Here is a 23,059-nt window from a genome sequence, read left to right on the forward strand (position 1 = left end):
GGTATTTTTTTATTTTCAATATAAAATTAAAAACCACAAAATTAATCAAATTAAACATAATGTTAATTATTTAACACACGGCCAATTTCAACTTTTAAATTCTATATTCATAAATAAAATATTAGCTTAATTAATAGCTATTATTTACATTTGCGCATCTTAAACTTTTAAGCAAATTATGAATTTACACGAATATCAAGGTAAAGAAATTTTAAGCACTTTTGGTGTGCGTATACAGCGCGGTATTGTTGCTCAAAATGCACAAGAAGCTGTTGCAGCTGCTAAGCAATTAACCCAAGAAACAGGTACAAGTTGGCATGTAATTAAAGCACAAGTTCATGCTGGCGGTCGTGGTAAAGGTGGAGGCGTTAAACTTGCTAAAAATTTACAAGAAGTAGAAACCATTGCAGGACAAATTATTGGGATGAACTTAATTACACCTCAAACATCTGCTGAAGGTAAAAAAGTACATCAAGTTTTAATTGCTGAAGATGTATATTACCCTGGTGAAAGTGAAACGAATGAGTTTTATATGTCGGTTTTATTAAACCGTGGCACTGGTAGAAATATGATTATGTATTCTACCGAAGGCGGTATGGACATTGAAACTGTTGCAGAAGAAACACCACATTTAATATTTACCGAGGAGATTGATCCTGCTGTTGGCTTAATGCCATTTCAAGCAAGGCGAGTTGCTTTTAATTTAGGGTTATCTGGATTAGCGTTTAAAGAAATGACTACGTTTGTTATTAATCTTTATACAGCTTATGTAAAATCAGATTCTTCTTTATTCGAAATAAACCCAGTTTTAAAAACTAGCGATAATAAAATAATGGCTGTTGATGCTAAAGTAACTATTGACGATAATGCTTTATACAGACATAAAAATTATGTTGATTTACGTGATATAAGAGAAGAAAGCGCTATAGAAGTTGAAGCTGGAGAATTAGGCTTAAACTATGTTGACCTTGATGGAAATGTAGGTTGTATGGTAAATGGTGCTGGACTTGCTATGGCTACTATGGATTTAATAAAGCAAGCCGGAGGAGAACCAGCTAACTTTTTAGATGTTGGTGGTACTGCAGATGCTGCTCGTGTTGAAGCTGCTTTTAAAATAATTTTAAAAGACCCAGCAGTTAAAGCTATTTTAATTAATATTTTTGGAGGCATTGTGCGTTGCGACCGTGTGGCACAGGGTGTTATCGATGCTTACAAAAATATGGGTAATATTAATGTACCTATTATTGTACGATTACAGGGAACAAATGCTGATATTGCAAAAGAATTAATTGACAATTCAGGGTTGGATGTAATGAGTGCAACCGAATTTCAAGAAGCTGCTGATAAAGTTCAACAAGTTTTAGGTTAAATAGTTTAAAAATATTTTTGAAAAAGCCTGTATCTTTTTGATATGGGCTTTTGTTTTTATTAACATCAAGCTCGTTTTTGTGTTAAATTGAGGTTAAATGAGGGCTTTAGCGTAACAATAGCTGTGTTTTAATCGTCTTTAATAGTATCAACAATCATTAAAACGAATAATTATGAAAAAAATCAAATCATTATTGCTAGTATTAGCAATTTCAATTAGTAGTGTACTTTCTGCAAGCACAAACAAAGAATTACCAAAATCATCATCAGTAGCGAAAGAAGTTGCAAAGCTTTTAAAAAATCCAAATTTAGATCTAAAAGAAGAAGTTTTGGTTTTTGTAAAGTTTGCATTAAACGATAATCATGAAATGGTCGTACTTTCTGTAGATTCAGATAATCGACAAATTGATAGCTTTATTAAAAACAAGTTAAATTATGTGAAGTTAAAAGCTAAATCAAATACAGATAAAAAAATGTTTGTTATTCCAATTAGATTTCAACCTAGCAAATAGTATAATTAAACAAAAAAAGCAACTTTTATGAGTTGCTTTTTTTTTGTTTTCCTTTTTGGGGCATTGGTCCTCGTAAATGAACAACTAAACCATTTAAAAAATTTCGTAGAATTTGGTCCCCACATTCCATGTATTTTGGATGGTCTTCTCTTCTAAAAAAAGCTCCAAGTTCACTTTTAGAAATTCTAAAATCTACTAGACCTAAAATCTTTACAATATCATCATCTCTTAATTTTAAGGCTACACGAAGCTTTTTTAAAATATCATTATTTGTCATAGGTTACATTTATTAATTTTTTAAGTATGTATTTTATCGATTTGCTTTTTACAAATATGCCTGACTAGCGTTTTTAATTTTTTATAAAGATACTTTAAATATTAATTTTATTGTTAAATAATAAAACTGTCTATTTTTAATTTAAATTATTGTTATTCAGTTACTTATTGTTTTGTTTTTTTTGTTTTCCATTGATATGCGATCTATGTTTTACAAAAAAATCGGATAAAAAAAATGCAGTTATGATGAAATAATTAAAATCTTCGACTAATAACGCTCTGTTTTTCGATAAGTTACATTATATCTACGATTATTAAAGAGGTCTTCTATGTATCTTTATAGTATAATTAAATTAATCCCTTTAGTAATGGTTAATAGAGTAGAAAAATTAAGTCTTTTATCTGAAATGATTGCTTTTGCAAAATATGATAAAGACATAAAAAATATAGAATATAACTTTTTGTTAGGTGTTGCAAAACAACTTGATATTTCTCGTGAAGATTTTGACTATTTAATAGAACATCCTGTTACATATACACATTTAAAATCTCATAGCGAGCGCATTGTTCAGTTCCATAGACTAGTTTTATTAATGAATATTGAACAAGAATATGATGAAGAAAATAAATCTTCGGGCGTTATAAAACTTTATAATTTTGGTTTAAGAATGGGGTTAAGCCACGAATCTATTACTAAGGTTTTATATTTAATGGAAAGTTTTCCAAATAAAATTGTACCGCCAGATGTTTTAATAGATATTTTTAAAACACAGTATAATTAAAGATTTTATCTGCTAAATTTATAATTTATTTGTGTTATTAAAGCCTTTTTAGGCTATGGAAAAGCTAAAAGTTTATATTTTTAGCTTTTCTAGTTTATTTTGATAATTCTTAATTTCGTCTCTAAGTTTAGCTGCAATGATAAAATCCAAAGCTTTTGCAGCTTCTTCCATTAATTTACGTTTTTCACGAATTTTCTTTTCTAATTCTGGTTTGCTTAAATATTCGCTTTCTGGTTCGGCAGCTTTTGCAGCTTCCAATTCATAACTATAGGTGCTTACCGAGTTTTTAGATAAAGCATTATTTAAACTTTTATTTAATGCTTTGGGAGTGATGTTGTTCTTTGTGTTGTAAGCAATTTGTTTTTCGCGTCTGTATTCAGTTTCATTAATGGTTTTTTGCATGCTTTTGGTAATTTTATCAGCATACATAATAGCTTTTCCATTAAGGTTTCTTGCAGCTCTACCAACGGTTTGTGTTAGTGATCGCGCCGAGCGTAAAAACCCTTCTTTATCGGCATCTAAAATTGCTACTAGCGATACTTCGGGTAAATCTAAACCTTCTCTAAGTAAGTTTACACCAACTAAAACATCAAATAAGCCTTTGCGTAAATCTTGCATAATTTCAACACGCTCTAAAGTATCAACGTCGCTATGAATATATCGACAACGTATTTGAATTCTATCTAAATATTTTGTTAATTCTTCTGCCATACGTTTGGTTAGGGTAGTAACTAAAGTGCGTTCATCTTTTTCAACACGTTGCTGTATTTCTTCAATTAAATCATCAATTTGATTTAAGCTTGGTCGTACTTCAATTTCAGGATCTAATAAACCTGTGGGGCGAATCACTTGTTCCACATAAATACCGTTGGATTTTTGAAGTTCGTAATCTGCAGGAGTTGCGCTTACGTAGATAATCTGATTTTGTAAGGCTTCAAACTCTTCGAATTTTAACGGCCGATTATCCATAGCAGCAGGTAATCTAAATCCATATTCTACCAAGTTTTCTTTGCGACTTCTATCTCCACCATACATTGCGTGTACTTGAGATATGGTTACATGGCTTTCATCAACAACCATTAAATAATCATCTGGGAAATAATCTAATAAACAGAATGGGCGTGTTCCAGGTTGTCTGCCATCTAAATAGCGCGAATAGTTTTCAATACCAGAGCAATAACCTAATTCGCGTATCATTTCTAAATCAAATTCTGTACGTTCTTTAAGTCGTTTAGCTTCAAGATGCTTTCCGATTTCTTTAAAATAATCGTGCTGTTTTACTAAATCATCTTGAATATCTTTTATTGCTCCCTGTAAAATTTCTGGTGAAGTAACAAACATATTTGCAGGATATATTGTAAGTCGGTCGTATTTTTCAACAATCTCATTTGTTTGAATATTAAAGGATTCAATATCTTCTATTTCATCACCAAAAAAATGAATTCTAAAAGCATCATCTGCATAACTCGGAAAAATATCAACTGTATCACCTTTTATTCTAAAATTACCATGATGAAATTCACCTTCGGTACGCGAGTATAAACTTTGTACCAATTGATGCAAAAGTTTAGTACGTGAAATAACCTGATCTCTTTTAAGTGTGATGACATTTTTTTGAAATTCAACAGGGTTTCCTATACCATATAAGCATGATACCGATGCAACAACTATTACATCACTACGACCAGAGAGTAGGGAAGACGTTGTACTTAAACGCATCTTCTCTATTTCTTCATTTATAGATAGGTCTTTTTCTATGTAAACTCCAGAAACGGGAATATAGGCTTCGGGTTGATAATAGTCGTAATACGATACAAAATACTCAACAGCATTGTCTGGAAAAAATTGTTTAAACTCAGAATATAATTGAGCTGCTAGTGTTTTGTTGTGTGCCAAAACTAAAGTTGGTCGTTGTACTTCTTTAATAACATTTGCAACTGTAAATGTTTTTCCAGAACCTGTTACACCAAGTAATGTTTGATATTTTTCATCAGCATTTATACCATCAACTAATTGCTGTATAGCTTGTGGTTGATCACCGGTGGGATTAAATTCTGAATCGATTTTGAATTGCATTTTGCAAAATTAAGCAAAATATATGTGTTAGCGCTTTAAAGTAAAATGCCCCATAAATTGCCTGCCATCTTGAAGATAGACTTTAAACCAATAATCGCTTGTGGGAAGTAAAGCACCATTAAAAGTACCATCCCAACCATCAGATTCCGCTGATAGTTGTTTGATTAATTTTCCATACCTGTCGTATATAAAAATGGTACTGTTTGGTTGAAATGTACTATTTATTCCTTTTATTTTCCAAACGTCATTTGTGCCATCTCCATTTGGTGTAAAAAACTTAGCATGTCCAATAACAGAAATGGGTAGTGTTGCCACTCCACAAATATTATCTTTAACATAAATAGTATAAAAACCTGCTCTTACATTAGTAAAAATGGGTTCATCTTGATAAACTATAAAAGGAGAGCCTTCTTCTCTTAATCCAAATTTGTAGTCTCCCATACCTAAATTGGTTGTGTTTATGGTTACAGAATTGTTTTCAGTAATATCAATTATAGTAACGTCATCAAGTGTAATGGTAGCTAATTCTGAAGCATCAACAAATATTTCTCTGGTTCTAGAGCATCCAGTACCATCGGTTTTTGATAATGTTATTGAATAGGTACCTGGGTTTGAAACTGTAATCTCTTCATCGTTTGAGATGAATTGATTTTTTATTGTGCCATCTAAACTTGTCCATGTCCATTCATAATCAAAGGTTTCTGTTATGCTAGTGCCAAAAACATCCAAAACGATATTAAAAGTTGGGTCTGAAGAGCATACAATTCTTGGTGTATCTACTGAAAATTCTGGTAGCGGATTTACTATAAATTCTATGTTTGTAGAGGCTATACAATTTGTATTGATAGGATTTACAAGGTCTACAGTTATCATTTGATTTTGTGAAATAAGCGGATTAGGTAGTGTTGTACTATTGGTTATTGAAATGCCGTTCTCATCTATGTAATTGAAAAAAATATCCATTCCTGTTTGAGACCCTTTTATTGTGCTTTCAAAAGAAGAGGTATCAAAAGGAAAATAGCCATCATCATCTAAATCACCTGCATCGCCGTCACATACAATTTGGGCTGGTATTGCGTTAGCAACGGGTTGCTCATCTACAATAAATTCAAGGGTTGTTTCATCATAACATGGTCCATTAGGATCGTTAGTTGCATTGTTCGTAACTCTTATATCGATAATTTGACTTGATGTTAAAAAAGGATTTGGTAAACTAGATGCAGTAACTTGTGTACCAGTAATATCTAAAAAAGTATAACTTACAGAGACATTGGCTAATGATTGACCATTAAGTAAATCTGCTTCTATTTGAGATGTGTCAAAAGGATAAGTTACTACTGCATCACTTGTATCAAAATCACATTGCCTTTGAATGCTAACAGGGTTAGCTGTTGGTAATGCTTCAACATTTAAAAAATTTGGAAATTCTTCTAATCCGAGGCAATTATTACCCAAATCACTTTTTACACGAACCCAAATATCTTGTGAATTAGGGCTATTTGTGTTTTGATGATTGGTTATATCTAAAATCTCATTGGTTTCTAATTCGGCATCTAATTGGCTTTCATAAAAATGTACAGTTACACTAAATGTTGAAAAAAGGGTATTAGAAATATAATCCCTTATATCAGAAAAATCGAAAGTAGAAATACCATCTCTATTATCTAAGCCATCATCACATAAGTATTTAGGTTGCGGGATGTAAGAGTTTAGCGCTGCACTGGAAGGGTTCACTTCTAAAGTTATTGAAACTACATCAAAACACCCATTAATGTCTTCAATACCTATCCAAACTGTTTCTGGAGTGAAAGGTGTTAAATTTTGATAATTTTGAGGATTATTAATAGGCGTGTTTGCACCACTATCTAAGTAATAAGAAAATATGAGGTTTTTAGCTACATAGTCTGGATCAATTTCTGCTTTAATATTATCTAAGGTTAAATTAAACAGAGCAATACCATCATTAGTTTCATCATCACATTGAGAGTAAGCGTTGGGCGAATTTAAAATAGGTAATGGTAATACTGTTAGCGTCGCAGGGTCTGAATAAAATCCACAGCTATTTCCACTTCTATTTAAATTTACTCTGTATTGATTGTTATTAAAAGCTTGTGGCGTATTTGTAAGCGTTAAGGATGCTGTTAAAGAGCCACTATAATTTATGTTGTCTGTAATTAGAGACCAATTTATACCATCTGTACTAACTTCCCATTGGTAAGTTTCTGCTTCTGGGGAAACTACTGATATTGTATTAGAAGATAAAAAACAAACTTCAGTATTTGCTGGTTGTGTGGTAATAGAAAGTGGCGCAAAATCTAGATAATCACTATTAGGTAATGTATATCCATCTGTGGCGTTAGTAACTAATCCTTGACCGGTATTAAAATCGGGTATTAAATCTATCACGACATTATTATCACCTAAAAAATTATCGTTGTTAGCATCAGAAAAACCTGCCTCAATAACATCTCTGCAACTATCGCCATCAGAATCTTCATCAATATAACTGAATATAGTATCTGCATCAAAATCATTCAAGGTATAACCTATTAAGTTACTGTCTGGGGCTGTTTCGGCATTGTCGTCCCATCCGTTAATTCCAATATTTGGTCCATCAACAATTCCGTTTAAATCTGTATCAGATAATAATCCTAATTGCCCAGATTCAATTAAATCAGTAATCCCATCATTATCACTATCTAAATCGTAAAAATCAGGTACAGAATCATTATCTGTATCTATAGGGAGGTTATTAATATCATAAACATCATCTAAACCATTAACATCGGCATCAATTCCAGAGAGTGCTATTAAGGTGCCTTGGTTTTCAACAAAATCAGGTATACCGTCATTATCGCTATCTAAATCTAATTCGTCTTTTATACCATCAAAATCATTATCATTTTTAAAGCAGGTTAATGAAATATTACTTCGAAAAGTTGATGAATCATTAATATTTGCTAAAATGTGTTTGAATGTAAACCCATCAACTTGATTTGCAAAAAATTGATAAGGCGTTGTTCCTATTGGTGTAGGGTTTACTCTAAAGTGAATTTCTGAACCTGAAATTTGTGTGACTCCAGATTCGAAAATACCATCAAAGTTTGAATCTACTAGTAATCGATTATCAGGGTCAATTAAAGTAATATTTTTATTATTTGGTAAAATTTTAGCAATAAAATACTCTCCATCAGCTGATGAGTGTGCTACTGAATTGTCCTCAGATAATTTGATATTAACAGATTCTGTAAATGTTATAGAATAATCATTTTCAGCATTCGTAGCGGGACTAATACTACTAGTAAAGTTTCCTATGTTATTGCCAGTAAAAGTGTTTAGGTTGCTCGAACTGTTAGCTTGAGTGTAAACTCCATTTGCTATTAGTGAGTTTGTTGAATTATCTTGAAAAATGAGTTGTGGTGTGTTTAGATTTGTAATGTTAAGTATAACATCGCCTCTTGATTCGGTACAGTTTAGAATACCATCATTATCATTATCAATGTCAATATTATCAATAATACCGTCATTATCAATGTCATCTGGACAAATACTAACAGGAACTTCGACAGATTCAAGTGTTAATCCAGAACAAGTTATTACACCAACTAACTTATATTTTCCAGGATTGGTAGGAGTTATAGTTGGATTTGAATTCATCAAATCTACAAAGCCACTTCCCGAGCCATCATCAAAATACCAAGTAAAGCTGTCAAAATTCTGTGCATTAGCTACGGTTAAATCTATATTAGGAATACAATTACCTAACGTTATAAATTGAGCATCAAAATTAATTTCTGGTGGAGAAGGAAAACCCGAGTAAAAACTACCAGTTGTTGCCGCACCACTTCTATTAAAATATGCTACATAAAGCTCATCATCTCCTTGTACAGAAACATCGCCACCTAGTCCAGTTACTCTATAAGTAACATAACCTAAGTTTCCTGTTACTGTACTTGGACCAATAACATTTACACCAAATGGTTGTGAATTTATTGGAGTATTATTTATTGATACTGTAGCCCCGACTTTTGTTACAATTGAGACTCCGCTTTCACCATTTTGATTAAATTGAGCACCACCAATAAAATCTAGAGCAGCAATATTATCTATATTTCCTCTAGCTTCGCAACTTAATGGCGGCACAAAAAACATACCTTGATTGGCTTCAGAATTTGTTCCAATTCCTTGGTAAACAAAAACAGGTGTAGAGGTTTCAATATACATATTTCCATTGGCTGTATAATTGAATCCTTCTAATAATTCATATCTTCCAGTAATAGTGAAAGGAGATTCTCCATTAACACTTATTGTTGTATTTGGAGTATGCGGAACAACCAAAACATTTTCCCAATCATTACTACCAATACCTTTTACACAAATATATTTAGTTCCAACTTTTGAAAGGCCGGCTATTTGATCAATGCCATAATCTCTTCCATTACCACTTGCATCACCAAAACTACCATTTGCAGATCCACAGTTAACAACTATGGGTTTATCTGAAGTGACTAAAGTGCCAATTAGTCCATCTCGATTAATTGCTGTGTCTACAATACGAGTAGCAATGGTATAACTTTCTCCTTCATTTAAAATAATATTTATTGGAAAAGCACCAGTATAGCCTTCTATGTCTATTCCTGTTTGAAAATCATCAAAGGTTACTTGTGTGTTATCCCCTGTAGCCATTACAGAAACAAAGTTTAGATAATTAGGTTCTGTTGCTCCTTCACTGGTAAAACTACCAACTCTAAAAGTAGTACCTAAAGCAGAAAGTCCTTTACTAACCAATGCTCCTGCTTGTGGAGGACTACCGCCGCCGCCAGCACGCATTCTAACAGATACATAAATCAAATCTTCTGCTTCAATTATAAAGCCTTTGTTATTTACTACAACGCTTGTTTGAGAAGAAGGAATAAAAAGCTGAGTATTAGATCCAGTGCCAATTAATATAACTCCTGGGTTTGTGTTTGATATTACACCAGTTATATCACTACTAGTTGGCAATCCAACTTGTTTTATGGTATATGCTATATCGGCAGTACTTGGTGTTGATAGATATATGTATTGATCGTCTGGTATTGCATTATCTATACCACTTGTTAATGGCGGTATATAATGCTTTTTGCTTAATTGCGAAAAGCCACTATAGCTTATTAAAATAATTAAGCATACAAGTAATTTTTTTAGAAGACGACTAATAATATTCATTAAATACGGGACTATTTTCTTTAAAAAAACTAAATATATATAATTTAAGTCTTTTAGACTTAAATAAACGCTTAAGGTTTAATTTTTAATGTTAAATAGAGAAATTCAATAGAAATTTTAAGTGATTTTAACGCTTTAAAGCAAAATGCCCTTTGATATTAAAAGATTTTCCATTTTGAATAATTTCTGCAACAAACCAATAATCATCTGATGGCATATTTTGACCATTAAAAGTACCATCCCAACCAATAGAAGTATGCGGAAGTGTTTTTAATAATTTACCATGCCTGTTGTAAATATAAACCACAGTTCCTGGTATTTCTTGAACACCAACAATGTGCCAAGTATCAAAGGCACCATCGTTATTTGGTGTTACAAATTTTGGAATATCTATAACAACAACCTCGGTAGTTACATCTTTACAACCATTTAAATCGCGAATAGTTACTATATGCAAACCAAAAGTAACATTATTAAAAATATTTGATGTTTGTGGTTCGCCATCATCTAAAATAAACACATAATCGCCAATACCACTTACATCTACGGTTATGCTATTTGGGTCTGCAAAATCAACTTTTGTAGTAAAATTTATGGTGGCATCTTCAGACTCAATGACAGTAAAATTTTTGGTGTACGAGCAGTCTGAACCAATTACATGGGGTGTTGTAACTGTTACCCAATAGTTGCCAATATCATTAGCATCATCTAATAGGATTTCGGTAGATGTTTCACTTGTAGACCATAAATAACTATCGTTCGGGTTTCCTGTATTTGCGCTAATAATTAAAGGTAAATTGTTAATACAAAGTGGTACAAAATCTTCAATAGGAATTATTGGTAAAGGATTTATACGAGTTGTAAATTGTGATATAGCAAAACAGCCGGTAGTATTATTTTGAATTCGAGCATAAATAATTTCACTATCAAAAGCAATATGCAAATTTGGTAATGCATTGGTAGCTGTTTCTGCACTAGTTAAATCGCTATAATATGTTACTGTGTGTATTGAAGCATTTTGTGAGCCTATAATTGCAGTAGTATTTACTGATAAATCAAATTCTAAAAAGCCATCAAAATCATCATCACAACTAACTAAATCTGGAGCTGTATTTGCAATTGGATTGGTATTTATTTGTAAGTTAAAAGAATCTGTTTTTGGGCAATTAATTAATGGGTCGTTAACTCTAACATAAATGGTATGATTGCTTGCCGTATAATTGAATATATTGCCAATTGGATTTTGATTATTATCGGCATCATTTTGAGTGTTATGGTACGATATGGTTACCACACTTGGGTCGTTAACTATTTGTGCATTAACCGAAGTTAAATCAAAAGTATAGGTATCATTATCACAAATTTCAATGGTGCTAATATTGTTTGTTGGTGGCGGAGGAACAACTATTAAATCCAGTGGAATCACACTAAAACAGCCAGTTAAAATATTGGCAACTTTAATGTATACAGTTCTTGTGTTTGATACATAATTTACAGGATCTATTATTTCATTACTGTTATCTAAACCGTCATTCTGATTTATATCAGTAAAATCTTCAAAGTAATTGGTAATAAGGTTATTTTGTAACCTATCGTTAATTTGAAAATCAGCATCTTCTAAATTAAATGTAACAAACCCATCGTAATCTGTATCGCATTGCTCAAAAGGGGTTGCTTGAGTAATATCTGGTGATGCAATAATATTAATACCTAATTCCTCAACCACATAACAAAACGATGCACTACTTTCTATTCTTACATAAAGTGTTTGGGGATTAGAAACATTAGTATATTGTAATGGTTGTGGGTTTAAATTATCTTCGGCATCTTGTCGTGTTAAATGAAATGAAACATTAAGATTGTCTGGTGAACCTTGTGATATTTCTATAACTTTTTCATTTAAATCGAAAAGATGAATTTGGTCATTTGTTATATCATCACAAATTAAGTATGGTGTAAAACTATTGTAAACGGGGTCTGATGATACTTGTAATAAAAATGAAGATGTTGCTGAACATGTTGCGTCAGTAGTGTTTTCAACACGTATATAAATGGTTTGAGGTGTGCTGTTATTTTGGTAAATAGTATTTTTGTCAATTGGAATCGTTAAAGCGGGATCTTCAAAATAATACACTTCTTTACCTGTTTGTCCGTTTAAAATTTCGGCATCTTTATCAACTAGTAAAAAATCTGCTGTAAAAGTGCCATCGTCTTTACATATTTGAAATGGTGTTATGTTAGGAATTACAGGTAGGGTATTTACTGTAACGTCTAGTGTTACAATATTGTAACAATTTAAGCTATCATCGTTTTCAACTCGTATGTAAACGGTTTGTGTGTTAGCATTATAATTTGTTCTATCTAAAATTGGGTTTACATCGTTGTCAGCATCATCAAAAGAGGTAAAAAAATCGATATTAATCCCGGTAGTACTTGTAACTGTTTCTGGAATTTTACTGTCTAGGTTTATAATAGAAAACCCATCTTGATCATTATCACAAATCACTATAGGACTTGGTAATGTTGCAGCAGGAGCTACATAAACTTCAATTTCAAAAGGGTTTACAGTGCTACAACCTGTATCTATATTTTCTATACGAGCGTAAATGGTTTCTACACTAGCCGTATTTGTATAGAAAGGTGGTAATTGATTAAAGTTATTTTCAGCATCAGTTTGAGTTGGGTAGTATCTAACTTCAAAATTAGGATTTCCACCAGTTACAGTATCATCCAACGATGCTAAATCGATACTTACAAAACCATCATCATCTGTGTCGCAATAGGGTAAAGGGTTACTTGGATTAAATAATAATACTGGATTTACTAATAATGTAATTTCTGAAAAATCTGAACAACCACTAACAACATCATCTATTTTAATATATAATGTTGTTGGGCTAGTAGCCGAATATAATACACTATCATCTATTGGGTTAGTGTCTGTGTCTCTTTCTATTTCAGTTTCATAAAAAGTAATTACTAAGTTTGGTAATTCGTTAGCTATAAATAATGCTACAGTTGTTAAATCAAATTCTAAAGTATCGTTGCCATCATCGTTATTATCGCATAAAGCAAAATCTCCTGTATCAGTTCCTGTAAGTAATAAATTGGTATGAACCTCCAATGGCACTATTGAAGAACAACCAGTAACATCATCTAAAATTCTTATATAAAGTAATCCGCTTCCTGGTTCTATCACTGCGTTTTGATATTGATAATTTGTTTCGTCAGCCACAGGGTTACTACCAGATTGTGCATCGGGCAATGTTTCATGAAATGTAACAGTTACACCAGTTAAACCCATTAAAACATCATTAATTACTTGTGTAAGATCAAAATCTGCACTACCATCATAATCAGTATCACAGGCGTCTAAATATTGAGTGTTGGTATTAACTATAGGGCTAGTTGTAATATTAATAGTTAAAGATGATGTATTTACACAGCCTGTTTGTGTATTTACAACTCTTATATATAACATTTCTGTTGGTGTATTTGTGTTTACATAAGGTATAGGAATTGGGTTTACACCGTTATCTGCATCAACAGCGCTGTAGTGATATGTAACCAATAAATTACTTTGCCCACCAGTAATTTCATCATTTTTTTGTGATAAATCGATAACCGTGTAACCATCTGGTACAGTATCACTATCACAAACCTCTAAATCTGTAGGATCAGTTATATTTGGTATTGGGCTTACTACTAAATCAAAAGTAGTAAAACCAAAACAACCAGAATCTAAATCTTGAATACGCACATAAATAGTTTGTGGATTTACAGTATTAGAAAAATTACCAGAAACACTATTTATGTTATTCCTTGCATCAGCATCAGACAAATGATAAGAAAAATCATAGTTTGTAAAAGGAATGTTATTTATTACTTCGGTATTTTTTGTGGTTAGGTCGAAAACTTCTGTTCCATCTTCACTAAGGTCATCACATAAAAAATAATCTGTTATAGGGTTAATAGGTTCTTCAGTGTTTAAAACCACTACAACTTCATCGGTTTCAACACAAGCATTACCATTTAAATCTACAGTAACTTCAACCCTATATGTGCCATCTTGAGTTGCAGTTATATTTGATAGTGTTGTTGCTAATGGTACGTTATCTAAAAACCAAGCATAGGTTGCTAATGGGTTGTCTATATCGGCATCTAAAGTAACTGTAGGTGCACATGTTGTAACGTCATCACCCAAATCTAAAATTTTAAAGCTATTCCCTTCAATAAAAACAGCAGAATCAAAAGTGCCATCTGTTTGATCTGCAATAACCAATTTTATATGGTATTGTACATAGGGTGTAATTGTTGTTGCAGCCGTTAAAACGGTAGTTCTACCATTATAATTGGTGTCTCCAACATTATAGCCATCAAAATACTGGTCGTTTTGTGCTGGACAAACACCAAAAATTTCATCATGAATAGTGTTTGTGTTAACTGGTGTTGAGGTACCTGGTACTAATGCAATATTTTGATAGGGTAGTGGACTGCCTGTTTCTTTAATTAAAAACGCAAAACCATCAGAAAGCTGACATGGGTTAATACCAAAATATTCTTCGGAAGCCAATAAATAATTAAATTGAAGTTGACTAGAAATGGATACAATATCAAATTCTATCGAAGTAGCATTTAGAGTATTTGTAACACCTAAAGCAGCTTCTAAATCTGGATCTGTTCCCCATATAGTTGAACCCTCACTTAGTGTTGGTGTAGTAACACCGTTACCTCCAGAAGTTGCATTACCAGTAGAAAGCATAATGCCATTTTGAAAAGGAAAATTTGAACTTGCACGATCAAATTGTGCATAGCTAGAAAAACCACTAGAAGATCCGTTTACAGATGATGTGATATTTGTGATTTCTACACAACTATTTTGTACTAAATTATTTTCAATAAGTGATTCTAAGCTAACAGTATCATCGACAGAAATTTGTTGCGAAAAAATACAGCTACTCCATAAGAAAAGGAATCCCAATAAGTAGTTAACAAATTTCATAGCAGTAGGTTTCTTTTTTATTTGGAAAACTCAATTTATTTACAAACTGAATTTGTTGCGAAAAATAGACTTTTTTCAGATGAAATACAAAATAAATACGATGAAATGCGTTTTTAATTGGTTTTTATGATTTGTTAATATTTTAAAGTAAAATGATTTTTAAAAATTCTTCCATCTTGCAGAGTTACAGCAAACCAATAGTCGTCTGCTGGTAGCCTTTCACCATTAAAGAGACCGTCCCAACCGTTACCTAGTGGATTTAATTGTTTAATGAGTTTACCAAATCGATTAAAAATAAGTACTTTGGTATTCGGTTGAAACATACTAGAAACACCTAGCACTTGCCAAGTATCGTGTACCCCATCATTATTTGGTGTAAAAAATTTAGGAAACCCGATTACTGAAACGGGGCCTTCTACAGTGCCGCAATTGTTTTTAATATCTCTCACAGTCACAGTATATAATCCTGGATAAACATTCTCAAAAATATTACTTTCTTGATAAGGAGCGTAAACGACATTATTTTGGTCTAGCAATCGGTATTCGTAAATGCCTTCACCAGAAACTAAAACAGTAATGGTATTATTTTGAGTAGCATCGACTACTTCAATATTTTTAAAAGTTGCAATGTTTGAAGGCTCAACGGTTATAGTTCGTTGTTTACTGCAGCCATTAGTATTGGTAACGGTTGCAGTGTAAGTACCAACTTGATTAATATTAATCTGATAGGTGTTCTCTCCAGTAGACCAACTATAGGTGTAATTAGAAGGTGAATCGTTTATAATAGCAGCATTTAAAGGAATACTTGTAGGAGAGGTATTAAGACAGTAATATGCTAATTTTTCGGTTTCAATATTAGGCAATTCGTTTACGGTTAATTGCACTTCACTAATACCGTAGCAGTTATTCGCATTTTCTACTCGGGCATAAATAATCTGAGAATAAGGGTTAGTGTTAGTAAAAGATGTTCCTAAATTATTTACTTCAAGCAAAGCATCATCATAAGTTTGGTAATAAGCAATAGTTAATCCCGTAGGAAGCCCGTTAACAATAGCGTTATTAGCATTATTTAAATTAAAATTATAGAATCCATCTTCAATACCGTCATCATCACAAACAATAAGTTCTGTATCGCCAGAATCTGTAACACTTACATCGAGGGTTAATTCTGATGGGGAATAGCACCCCGTATTATTATTAACAACATCTACATAAATAGTTTGTGGATTGATTGTGTTTGTAAAAGCATCACCATTAATAATATTGGTTCTTGCAGCATCGGTATAAAACCGAGTTGAAAGTCCTGCAACGCCATTAGTTAAAACAGCATTGGCTTGGTTGAGGTTAAATAGTGTAAGTCCATCAACAGTGCCATCTTCATCACATTGTAAAAGTGTGTGGTTAAAGGCTTCGGGGTTTTCATTATAATTAACAAATGCTTCGCCTTCAATGGCACAATCTCCGTTATTAGGATCTATATAAACTTGATAATGCCCGCTTTTAACAACCTCTAAATTAAAATCTGTTTCTGGTAATGAGTTGCCATTAAGTGTCCAACTATATGAGGCTCCATGCATTTCATCAGCAGCTAAAGTGTAAGTGTCTCCAACACAAAGCGCTAAATTTGTTGAGCTACTACCATTTTTTATAATATCAATTTGCTCATTGAAAAAGGACTGAATAAAAGGAGGCAGTCCCTGTGATGAATTATTTGTAGATAAATAAACAGCATTATGCTGATAGTTGCATGCTGTCCCAATTTTATTTGGGTTATTTATTACTCCAAGATAAGGTGTTCCTTGAGAATACGTTACACTTAAAGCTCTATAGATTTTACCATTAGGACCTAATTGCAGTGCACCTCTATACAAGTTTCTGTCATCAATAACTACTGAAGTTCCAACAATATCAGAATTTAGCAAGTTGTATTGAATTAGTTTGGAGGTATGATTAGAAAGCACTTCATTGTTACTTGGGTTATCTATATCAAAAAAATCATTAGATGCATGTACATAGAGTAGATTGCTATTAGGAGAAAACTCAATACCATATGAGCCATTTGCAAGCCCACTTATATTTAATAACCTTTGATTACTTACTTTGCCAGTTGTTGTATCAAAATCATATAAATATAACCCTTGTTTAACATTAGCAGAAGCTAATCTGTTGCCATCTGGTGAGAGCTTTAAATAGCCTCTATTTTCGTATATAAAAGTAGGAATTGGAGATTTTATTGATCGTGTATTTACTCCAGTTTCATTAACTTCAAAAGCATGGTAAGTGTTATAAAAACTCTGATCTCCATTTTGAGAAGCTAATGTTAAAACCCATATGGACTGAGATACACAATCATTAAGAACAGCTGTTATTTTTTCTGAACACTCTGGCAATAGGTTTACGTTTTTGGTTGTAACTGCTCCCAAGCCTCCGTTTAATGACATATCAACTTCAGAATAATTTAATCCTAAATGAGGTTCATTAAATCCATGGTCATCAACTGTAAAAACATAATAGATGTCTTCGTTTCCGGGTTTAGGAACTATAATTGCAGATTGTGTACTAGAAGGGTCACCAAATAAGTCATTCCCGTTTATCATGGTTAAATGATTTTTATTCCAAACGGTTATTCCATCAGTGTAAAATAATAATTCACCAGAACTGTTAGATATTGTGGCGCAACCCTCGTTAGTTGATAATTGACCATCATTAACTGCAGAAACAGCATTTGTGTTTTGGTTAAATGTTATACCACCACCATACCCAAAATACCAATTACTGGCTTCGCCTTGGGAAAATAAATTTAGACAGATTAAACAGCATATTACGAATAATATAATTTTTTTCATCTTTTCAAGTAGCAAAATGCTATCAAAGATATTATAAATCTCGTTTTTTTAATAATCTATACGATAAAAGGATAAATAGAATAGTCCAACCAATTACTATTGCAAATTCATGCCAGTGTACTGCGTAATCATGAATAAATTCTTGGTTATCTGGCATTTTTGTAGCTGCAATTCTTAGAAAAGGTACATCTATTAATTTATAAATAGATTTTAACGGAAAGAAATTTTGAATATTAGTAGCAATATCTTCAGTACTAAATTTCCATATAATACCATAAAAGATCCATTCTAGAATAAATAATATAAATAAAAAGGCAAGTGCAAAAGCAGATCGTTTTACTAACATGCCTAAAAATAAACATAAGCTAAAAAAAGCAACAAGTTTTACAAAGTAAGCTAATAGAAATTCGGTTTCTCTAATAATAATATTAAATTCATTATAGCTAGAGTAGTATAAGCCAATACATAAACTTAGTATAAAAATAATTATGGTTGAAACCAAAGAAAAGAAAACTATGGTATAAAATTTTGATAGGATAAATTCTTTTTTGCTTAAACCATCAATTAGATTTTGTTTAATAGTTTTGTTACTATACTCATTCCCAATCATACTTACCACTACAATGGCAAAAAACAGCTTAAAATGTGCAGCAAAATAAGTAACTAAATGCCAAATCATGGGAAAATTAAAAACCCCTAATTCACCAAGTTCTAAAGTAAAGTATCCGAAAAAAGGAATTTTAAAAGAAGATAGTAGTATTATAAACAGAGGCAGGACAAAAGACACAAAAATGAGTGTTTTACTAGTTCTATTAAGTAATAGTTTTTGTAATTCTAAATTTAAAAGGCGTAACATATAGTTAATATATTTTGGTTGGGTTAGTTTTTATTTATTATCTGTTAATTGTAAAAATTGCTCTTCTAAACTTTCTTTACGTTGCACTAAGTGGGTTAGTATTATATTGTTTTCAAAAAGATATTTATTAAAATCTTCAGATTTTATAGGCTCATTTAAAAAAGCAGAAATTAATCCATCTTTTTCTTTAATCGATTTGAAAGAAGTGTTTTTTTCTAAAAGCTTAATCAATTCACTTTGGTTATTACATTTTAATTCAAAAAAACCATGGCTGGAAGTCATTTCGTCTACACGACCCGAATACAGTTTTACACCTTTGCGCAATACAACAACATGAGAGCATACTTTTTCAACTTCATCTAATAAATGCGAAGCCAATAAAATGGTAGTACCTTTTTCTGCAATTTGTTTAATAATTTCTCTTATTTGATGAATTCCTTGTGGATCTAATCCATTTGTAGGTTCATCTAAAATTAAAATTTCAGGATCGTTTAACAAAGCAGAAGCTATGGCTAAACGTTGTTTCATCCCCAAAGAGTAGGTTCTAAACTTACTATCTTTCCGTTCTAATAAACCAACAATTTCAAGCTTTTCTTCAACTTTACTATAATCTACACCTTTTATTTTGCAAACCAGTTTTAAATTTTGAGTTGCCGTCATATAGGGATAAAAATTTGGGCGCTCGATAATAGCTCCAACTTTTTTTAACGCATCGTGTGTTGTTGTTTGTCCATCAAACCATTTAAAATCGCCATGTGTTTTATTAACAACATTTAAAACAACACCCAGAGTAGTAGATTTTCCACTTCCGTTAGGCCCTAAAATACCATAAACGTTGCCCTTATTAATGGTAAATGATAAATCTTTAACTGCAGTTAGGTACCCAAATTTTTTGGTAAGATTATTAATTGTAAGAATTGGTTCCAAGATGTGTGGTTTTTTATGCTGAAAAAAATCAACAAGGTTAGTTATTAAAGTATGACGATACTCTGTATATTTTGTTACAAGATTATAAATTAAAAGCATTAAATTTGAATAACCTTATATATATGCAAGATTTAAAAATATCTAAAAAAAAGCCATCGTTTCCAATAACCGATAAACTACACGAATACCTTTCTCGATATAATAGAGATATAGAGATTCCTATTTTTTATGATGATTTGTTACGTTTTCAAGGTTCTGTTGTAGTTTATGATAAAGATGATAAAGATACTTTATGGATTCGTGTTTACTACAATGATTATGAAAGAGAAGAGATAGATTTATCTCTAAAAAAGGTGTATACTATTTTGCATTCTGATGGAAATGAAAGTACTATTCCTTTTTTAAATGTTGATGCCATTGATTATTGCACGTTTGGAAACTCAAAACCATTTAGAATAAAAATCAGAAATATTTTAAATGATAATTACACTTATTTTTACATAAAAACTGCTGATGCCTCTCGTATTTATGGTTTAGAGTTAGAGCATATGCTATCGCCTTACAACTTAAATTTTTTGGTTTATAAAAACACCTTAATTGAAGAGCATATTGCAGGGATTCCGGGTGATGAGTTTATAAAAAATATGTTACCTAATTGTAGTAAATCTGAAAAATCTCAAATAGCCAAAGAGTTTGTAAAGTTTAATGAGCGCTGTATGATTAGGCTTTTAGGCGATATGCGATCTTACAATTACGTTATTGTACCAACACACGATTTTGATCATGTGGTGTACAATATTAGAGCTATTGATTTTGATCAGCAGTCTTACGAGGGTAAGTTTAATATTTATAGGCCACAGTTTTTTAAGGAAAATTTAAAAATGGTGGATATAGTTTCTGAAAGTTTTCAGAAATTTTCGATTGATCAGTATAAAATTGAAGAACGTTCTATACTTGTAAAACGTTTAAAAAGCTTTAATGTTAGAGTTAATAAATTGTTAGATTGTATGCTTAGCGACTCTATATCTAAAGAAGAGAATATAGATTTACTTAAAATGAAAATTTTCGATTATACACAAGACGTAAAATTTAAGCGTTGTAAAAATATGGGGCAAATTCTTAAAGCAGCTTTAGAGTTTTTAGTAAGAAATTATGAAGATGTAAACCTTAAAAGACCTTAGAGACAATTAATTCCAATTTTCATCAAAATCTAAATTATCGTAATCGTCAATATCTAATTCGTCTTCAAACTCATTAAAATCATCGTCTTCGTCGGCTTCAAATAATTTCTCAGGTGCTTGGTCTGGTACTTGACCTTGTACAAACATAAGGTTAGGATAATTAAATCCTTCTTCTTCCTCAACAATTTCGGCAAGTTCAACATAAAAAGTCCACATGCTTAAAAAATCGTAAACGTAAATTAATTTTGTTTGGGCTTCGTGTACAACACTATCTAAAGATGTTTCGTTCATTAAACGAGCCGAATTATCATCACTTAAATCGAATAAAGAAATTTCTTCACCTTGATCCCATTGGTCGTTACTAACATAAAATGATGCCATTTCAGTACCATCAAACCCAAAAGATTGAGTAATGATATTATGTAAATCTTCTAGAGTGTCAGTTTCTCGGATTTCTAAATCACGAAAAATATCATCTTCGGTATCATTATCAAGTATAACTCTAAATCTGTAAATCATTCTAAAAAATTATTGATGCAAAGATAAGTCTTTTTGTATTATTTACTAAAACGATGTAAAGTAAAAGTCATAGCGCTTAACAGAAAAAATGCACCTATTTGATGGGCAATTCCTAACCATAACGGAACTGCAAATATTAAGGTTAAAACACCTAATAAAAATTGAAACCCAACTAATATTAACAGTACATATATGCCTTTTTTTTGTAGGCTTGAAAGGGTTAATTTACGAGCTTTAAACCATATAAATGCAATAGAAATAACAACTAAATATGCTAAAATTCTATGAATAAATTGAATACCACTTGGGTTTTCAATTAAATTTTTATAAAAAGGATTAAGTGTATAAACTGTGTGATGAATAAATTTACCTTCATTCATTAAAGGCCAGTGGTTATGTAATAAACCGGCTTTTAAACCAGCAACAAAAGCACCATAAATTATTTGAATTATAAGAATAAAGTAACTGAAAATGATGAGATTTCTAAACTTTATGTTTATTGATTTTTTATTCGGATAAAGCAAATCTAATGCTACCCAAAGTGTTGCTGCAAAAGTTAAGAAGGCTGTAATTAAATGGGCGGCTAAGCGGTAATGACTTACATCTGGTCTATCTACCAAACCACTTTTAACCATATACCAACCTAAAAAACCTTGAAATCCACCTAAAGCCAATAATACCAAGCACTTTTTAATCGTTTTTTTTGTAAGTTGTTTGGTTACAAGAAAATATAAAAACGGAGTTATAAAAACTAAACCAATAACTCTACCAATTAGTCTATGTAACCATTCCCAAAAGTAAATGCTTTTAAAATTGTCAATGGTAAAGTGTGAGTGTAACTTTTGGTATTCTGGGTACTGCTTATACAATTCAAAAGCTTCTTGCCACTCGGTACTATTTAGTGGTGGAATGGTGCCTGTTATTAATTTATAATTTGATATAGATAAGCCAGAATCTGTTAATCTAGTAATACCGCCTACAATTACCATTATAAAAATGAGAATACATCCAGTAAATAACCAATAAATAACTTTTTTGTTGTCTTTTTTCATGCTACATAATCTCTTTTTTGAAACATAAACTGTTTGCCATGTTTTTATAAGGGTAGAAATTAGGAATAATTGTATAGTTGTTTTTTTTGTAAAATTGAATTGCTTCAGTTTGTTTCTTTCCAGTTTCTAAAACACAAGTATTATACCCTATCTCTTTACTCCAAATTTCTAATTCGTTTAATATTTTAGAAGCTACACCTTCATTTCTATAATTAGAATTTGTGTACATTCGTTTTATTTCTGCACTATTTTTATCAAATTTTTTAAAAGCACCACAGCCAACAGGAACATTTTTATAATAAGCAACGACAACATACTTTAAAATATCAATATTATTATATTGATTGTAAAAATCGTGGTCATCTCCGTCCACAGTTTTTAAGTAGAAATTAAGTTTTTTAACCAAACTAGCAAAGTCAGTGTTGTTAAAATCTGTTCTAACCAATTTTAGCAT

General features: G+C 31.5%; 14 protein-coding genes. 4 read left to right on the plus strand and 10 right to left on the minus strand.

The features are described 5' to 3' along the window. Nucleotides 1-178 precede the first annotated feature (178 nt). Both sucC and L3X37_RS07500 read left to right on the plus strand, forming a co-directional pair. On the plus strand, nucleotides 179-1,369 hold the full coding sequence (gene sucC / locus L3X37_RS07495; protein WP_237239549.1) for an ADP-forming succinate--CoA ligase subunit beta: 1,191 nt from the start codon (nucleotides 179-181) through the stop codon (nucleotides 1,367-1,369). Nucleotides 1,370-1,541: 172 nt separating this feature from the next. Further along, on the plus strand, nucleotides 1,542-1,880 hold the full coding sequence (locus L3X37_RS07500; protein WP_237239550.1) for a hypothetical protein: 339 nt from the start codon (nucleotides 1,542-1,544) through the stop codon (nucleotides 1,878-1,880). A gap of 25 nt (nucleotides 1,881-1,905) precedes the next feature. Here the strand turns inward: L3X37_RS07500 and L3X37_RS07505 are convergent, their stop codons facing one another. Beyond that, nucleotides 1,906-2,157, minus strand: a complete 252-nt coding sequence (locus L3X37_RS07505; RefSeq protein WP_237239551.1) for a DUF1456 family protein — start codon at nucleotides 2,155-2,157, stop codon at nucleotides 1,906-1,908. A gap of 367 nt (nucleotides 2,158-2,524) precedes the next feature. Here L3X37_RS07505 and L3X37_RS07510 point away from each other — a divergent pair, with 367 nt between their 5' ends. Then, nucleotides 2,525-2,938, plus strand: a complete 414-nt coding sequence (locus L3X37_RS07510) for a TerB family tellurite resistance protein (RefSeq protein ID WP_237239552.1) — start codon at nucleotides 2,525-2,527, stop codon at nucleotides 2,936-2,938. Between the two features lie 72 nt (nucleotides 2,939-3,010). On the opposite strand, the gene uvrB is transcribed toward L3X37_RS07510, so the two are convergent. The 6 genes from uvrB to L3X37_RS07540 form a co-directional block, all read right to left on the minus strand. Beyond that, a complete protein-coding gene (gene uvrB, locus L3X37_RS07515; RefSeq protein WP_237239553.1) occupies nucleotides 3,011-5,014 on the minus strand; it encodes an excinuclease ABC subunit UvrB in 2,004 nt (667 codons plus the stop codon). 27 nt (nucleotides 5,015-5,041) lie between these two features. Beyond that, complete coding sequence (locus tag L3X37_RS07520; protein ID WP_237239554.1) at nucleotides 5,042-10,222, minus strand: FIDD domain-containing protein; 5,181 nt, start codon at nucleotides 10,220-10,222, stop codon at nucleotides 5,042-5,044. Between the two features lie 127 nt (nucleotides 10,223-10,349). Beyond that, entirely contained in the window at nucleotides 10,350-15,224 is a 4,875-nt protein-coding gene (locus L3X37_RS07525) for a T9SS type B sorting domain-containing protein (RefSeq protein WP_237239555.1), read from the minus strand. Nucleotides 15,225-15,358: 134 nt separating this feature from the next. Further along, the gene (locus L3X37_RS07530) at nucleotides 15,359-18,070 is read right to left on the minus strand and encodes a T9SS type B sorting domain-containing protein (RefSeq protein ID WP_237239556.1); all 2,712 of its coding nucleotides are present in this window, start codon (nucleotides 18,068-18,070) and stop codon (nucleotides 15,359-15,361) included. 31 nt (nucleotides 18,071-18,101) lie between these two features. Further along, a complete protein-coding gene (locus tag L3X37_RS07535) occupies nucleotides 18,102-18,926 on the minus strand; it encodes an ABC transporter permease (protein ID WP_237239557.1) in 825 nt (274 codons plus the stop codon). A gap of 30 nt (nucleotides 18,927-18,956) precedes the next feature. Beyond that, a complete protein-coding gene (locus L3X37_RS07540; RefSeq protein WP_237239558.1) occupies nucleotides 18,957-19,853 on the minus strand; it encodes an ABC transporter ATP-binding protein in 897 nt (298 codons plus the stop codon). A 122-nt stretch (nucleotides 19,854-19,975) separates the two neighbouring features. Between L3X37_RS07540 and L3X37_RS07545 the strand changes: the two genes are divergently transcribed. Next, a complete protein-coding gene (locus L3X37_RS07545; RefSeq protein ID WP_237239559.1) occupies nucleotides 19,976-21,034 on the plus strand; it encodes a hypothetical protein in 1,059 nt (352 codons plus the stop codon). Between the two features lie 6 nt (nucleotides 21,035-21,040). Here the strand turns inward: L3X37_RS07545 and L3X37_RS07550 are convergent, their stop codons facing one another. Genes L3X37_RS07550 through L3X37_RS07560 form a run of 3 tightly spaced genes read right to left on the minus strand, consistent with a single transcriptional unit; the run spans nucleotide 21,041 to nucleotide 23,059 of the window. Beyond that, a complete protein-coding gene (locus tag L3X37_RS07550; RefSeq protein WP_237239560.1) occupies nucleotides 21,041-21,553 on the minus strand; it encodes an IS1096 element passenger TnpR family protein in 513 nt (170 codons plus the stop codon). A 38-nt stretch (nucleotides 21,554-21,591) separates the two neighbouring features. After that, complete coding sequence (locus L3X37_RS07555; RefSeq protein WP_237239561.1) at nucleotides 21,592-22,605, minus strand: COX15/CtaA family protein; 1,014 nt, start codon at nucleotides 22,603-22,605, stop codon at nucleotides 21,592-21,594. Between the two features lies 1 nt (nucleotide 22,606). Continuing rightward, nucleotides 22,607-23,059 (minus strand): GNAT family N-acetyltransferase, encoded by a 453-nt coding sequence (locus L3X37_RS07560; RefSeq protein ID WP_237239562.1) that lies wholly within the window; start codon nucleotides 23,057-23,059, stop codon nucleotides 22,607-22,609.

Source organism: Wocania arenilitoris (assembly GCF_021728535.1).
GTDB classification, from domain to species: Bacteria; Bacteroidota; Bacteroidia; order Flavobacteriales; family Flavobacteriaceae; genus Wocania_A; species Wocania_A arenilitoris.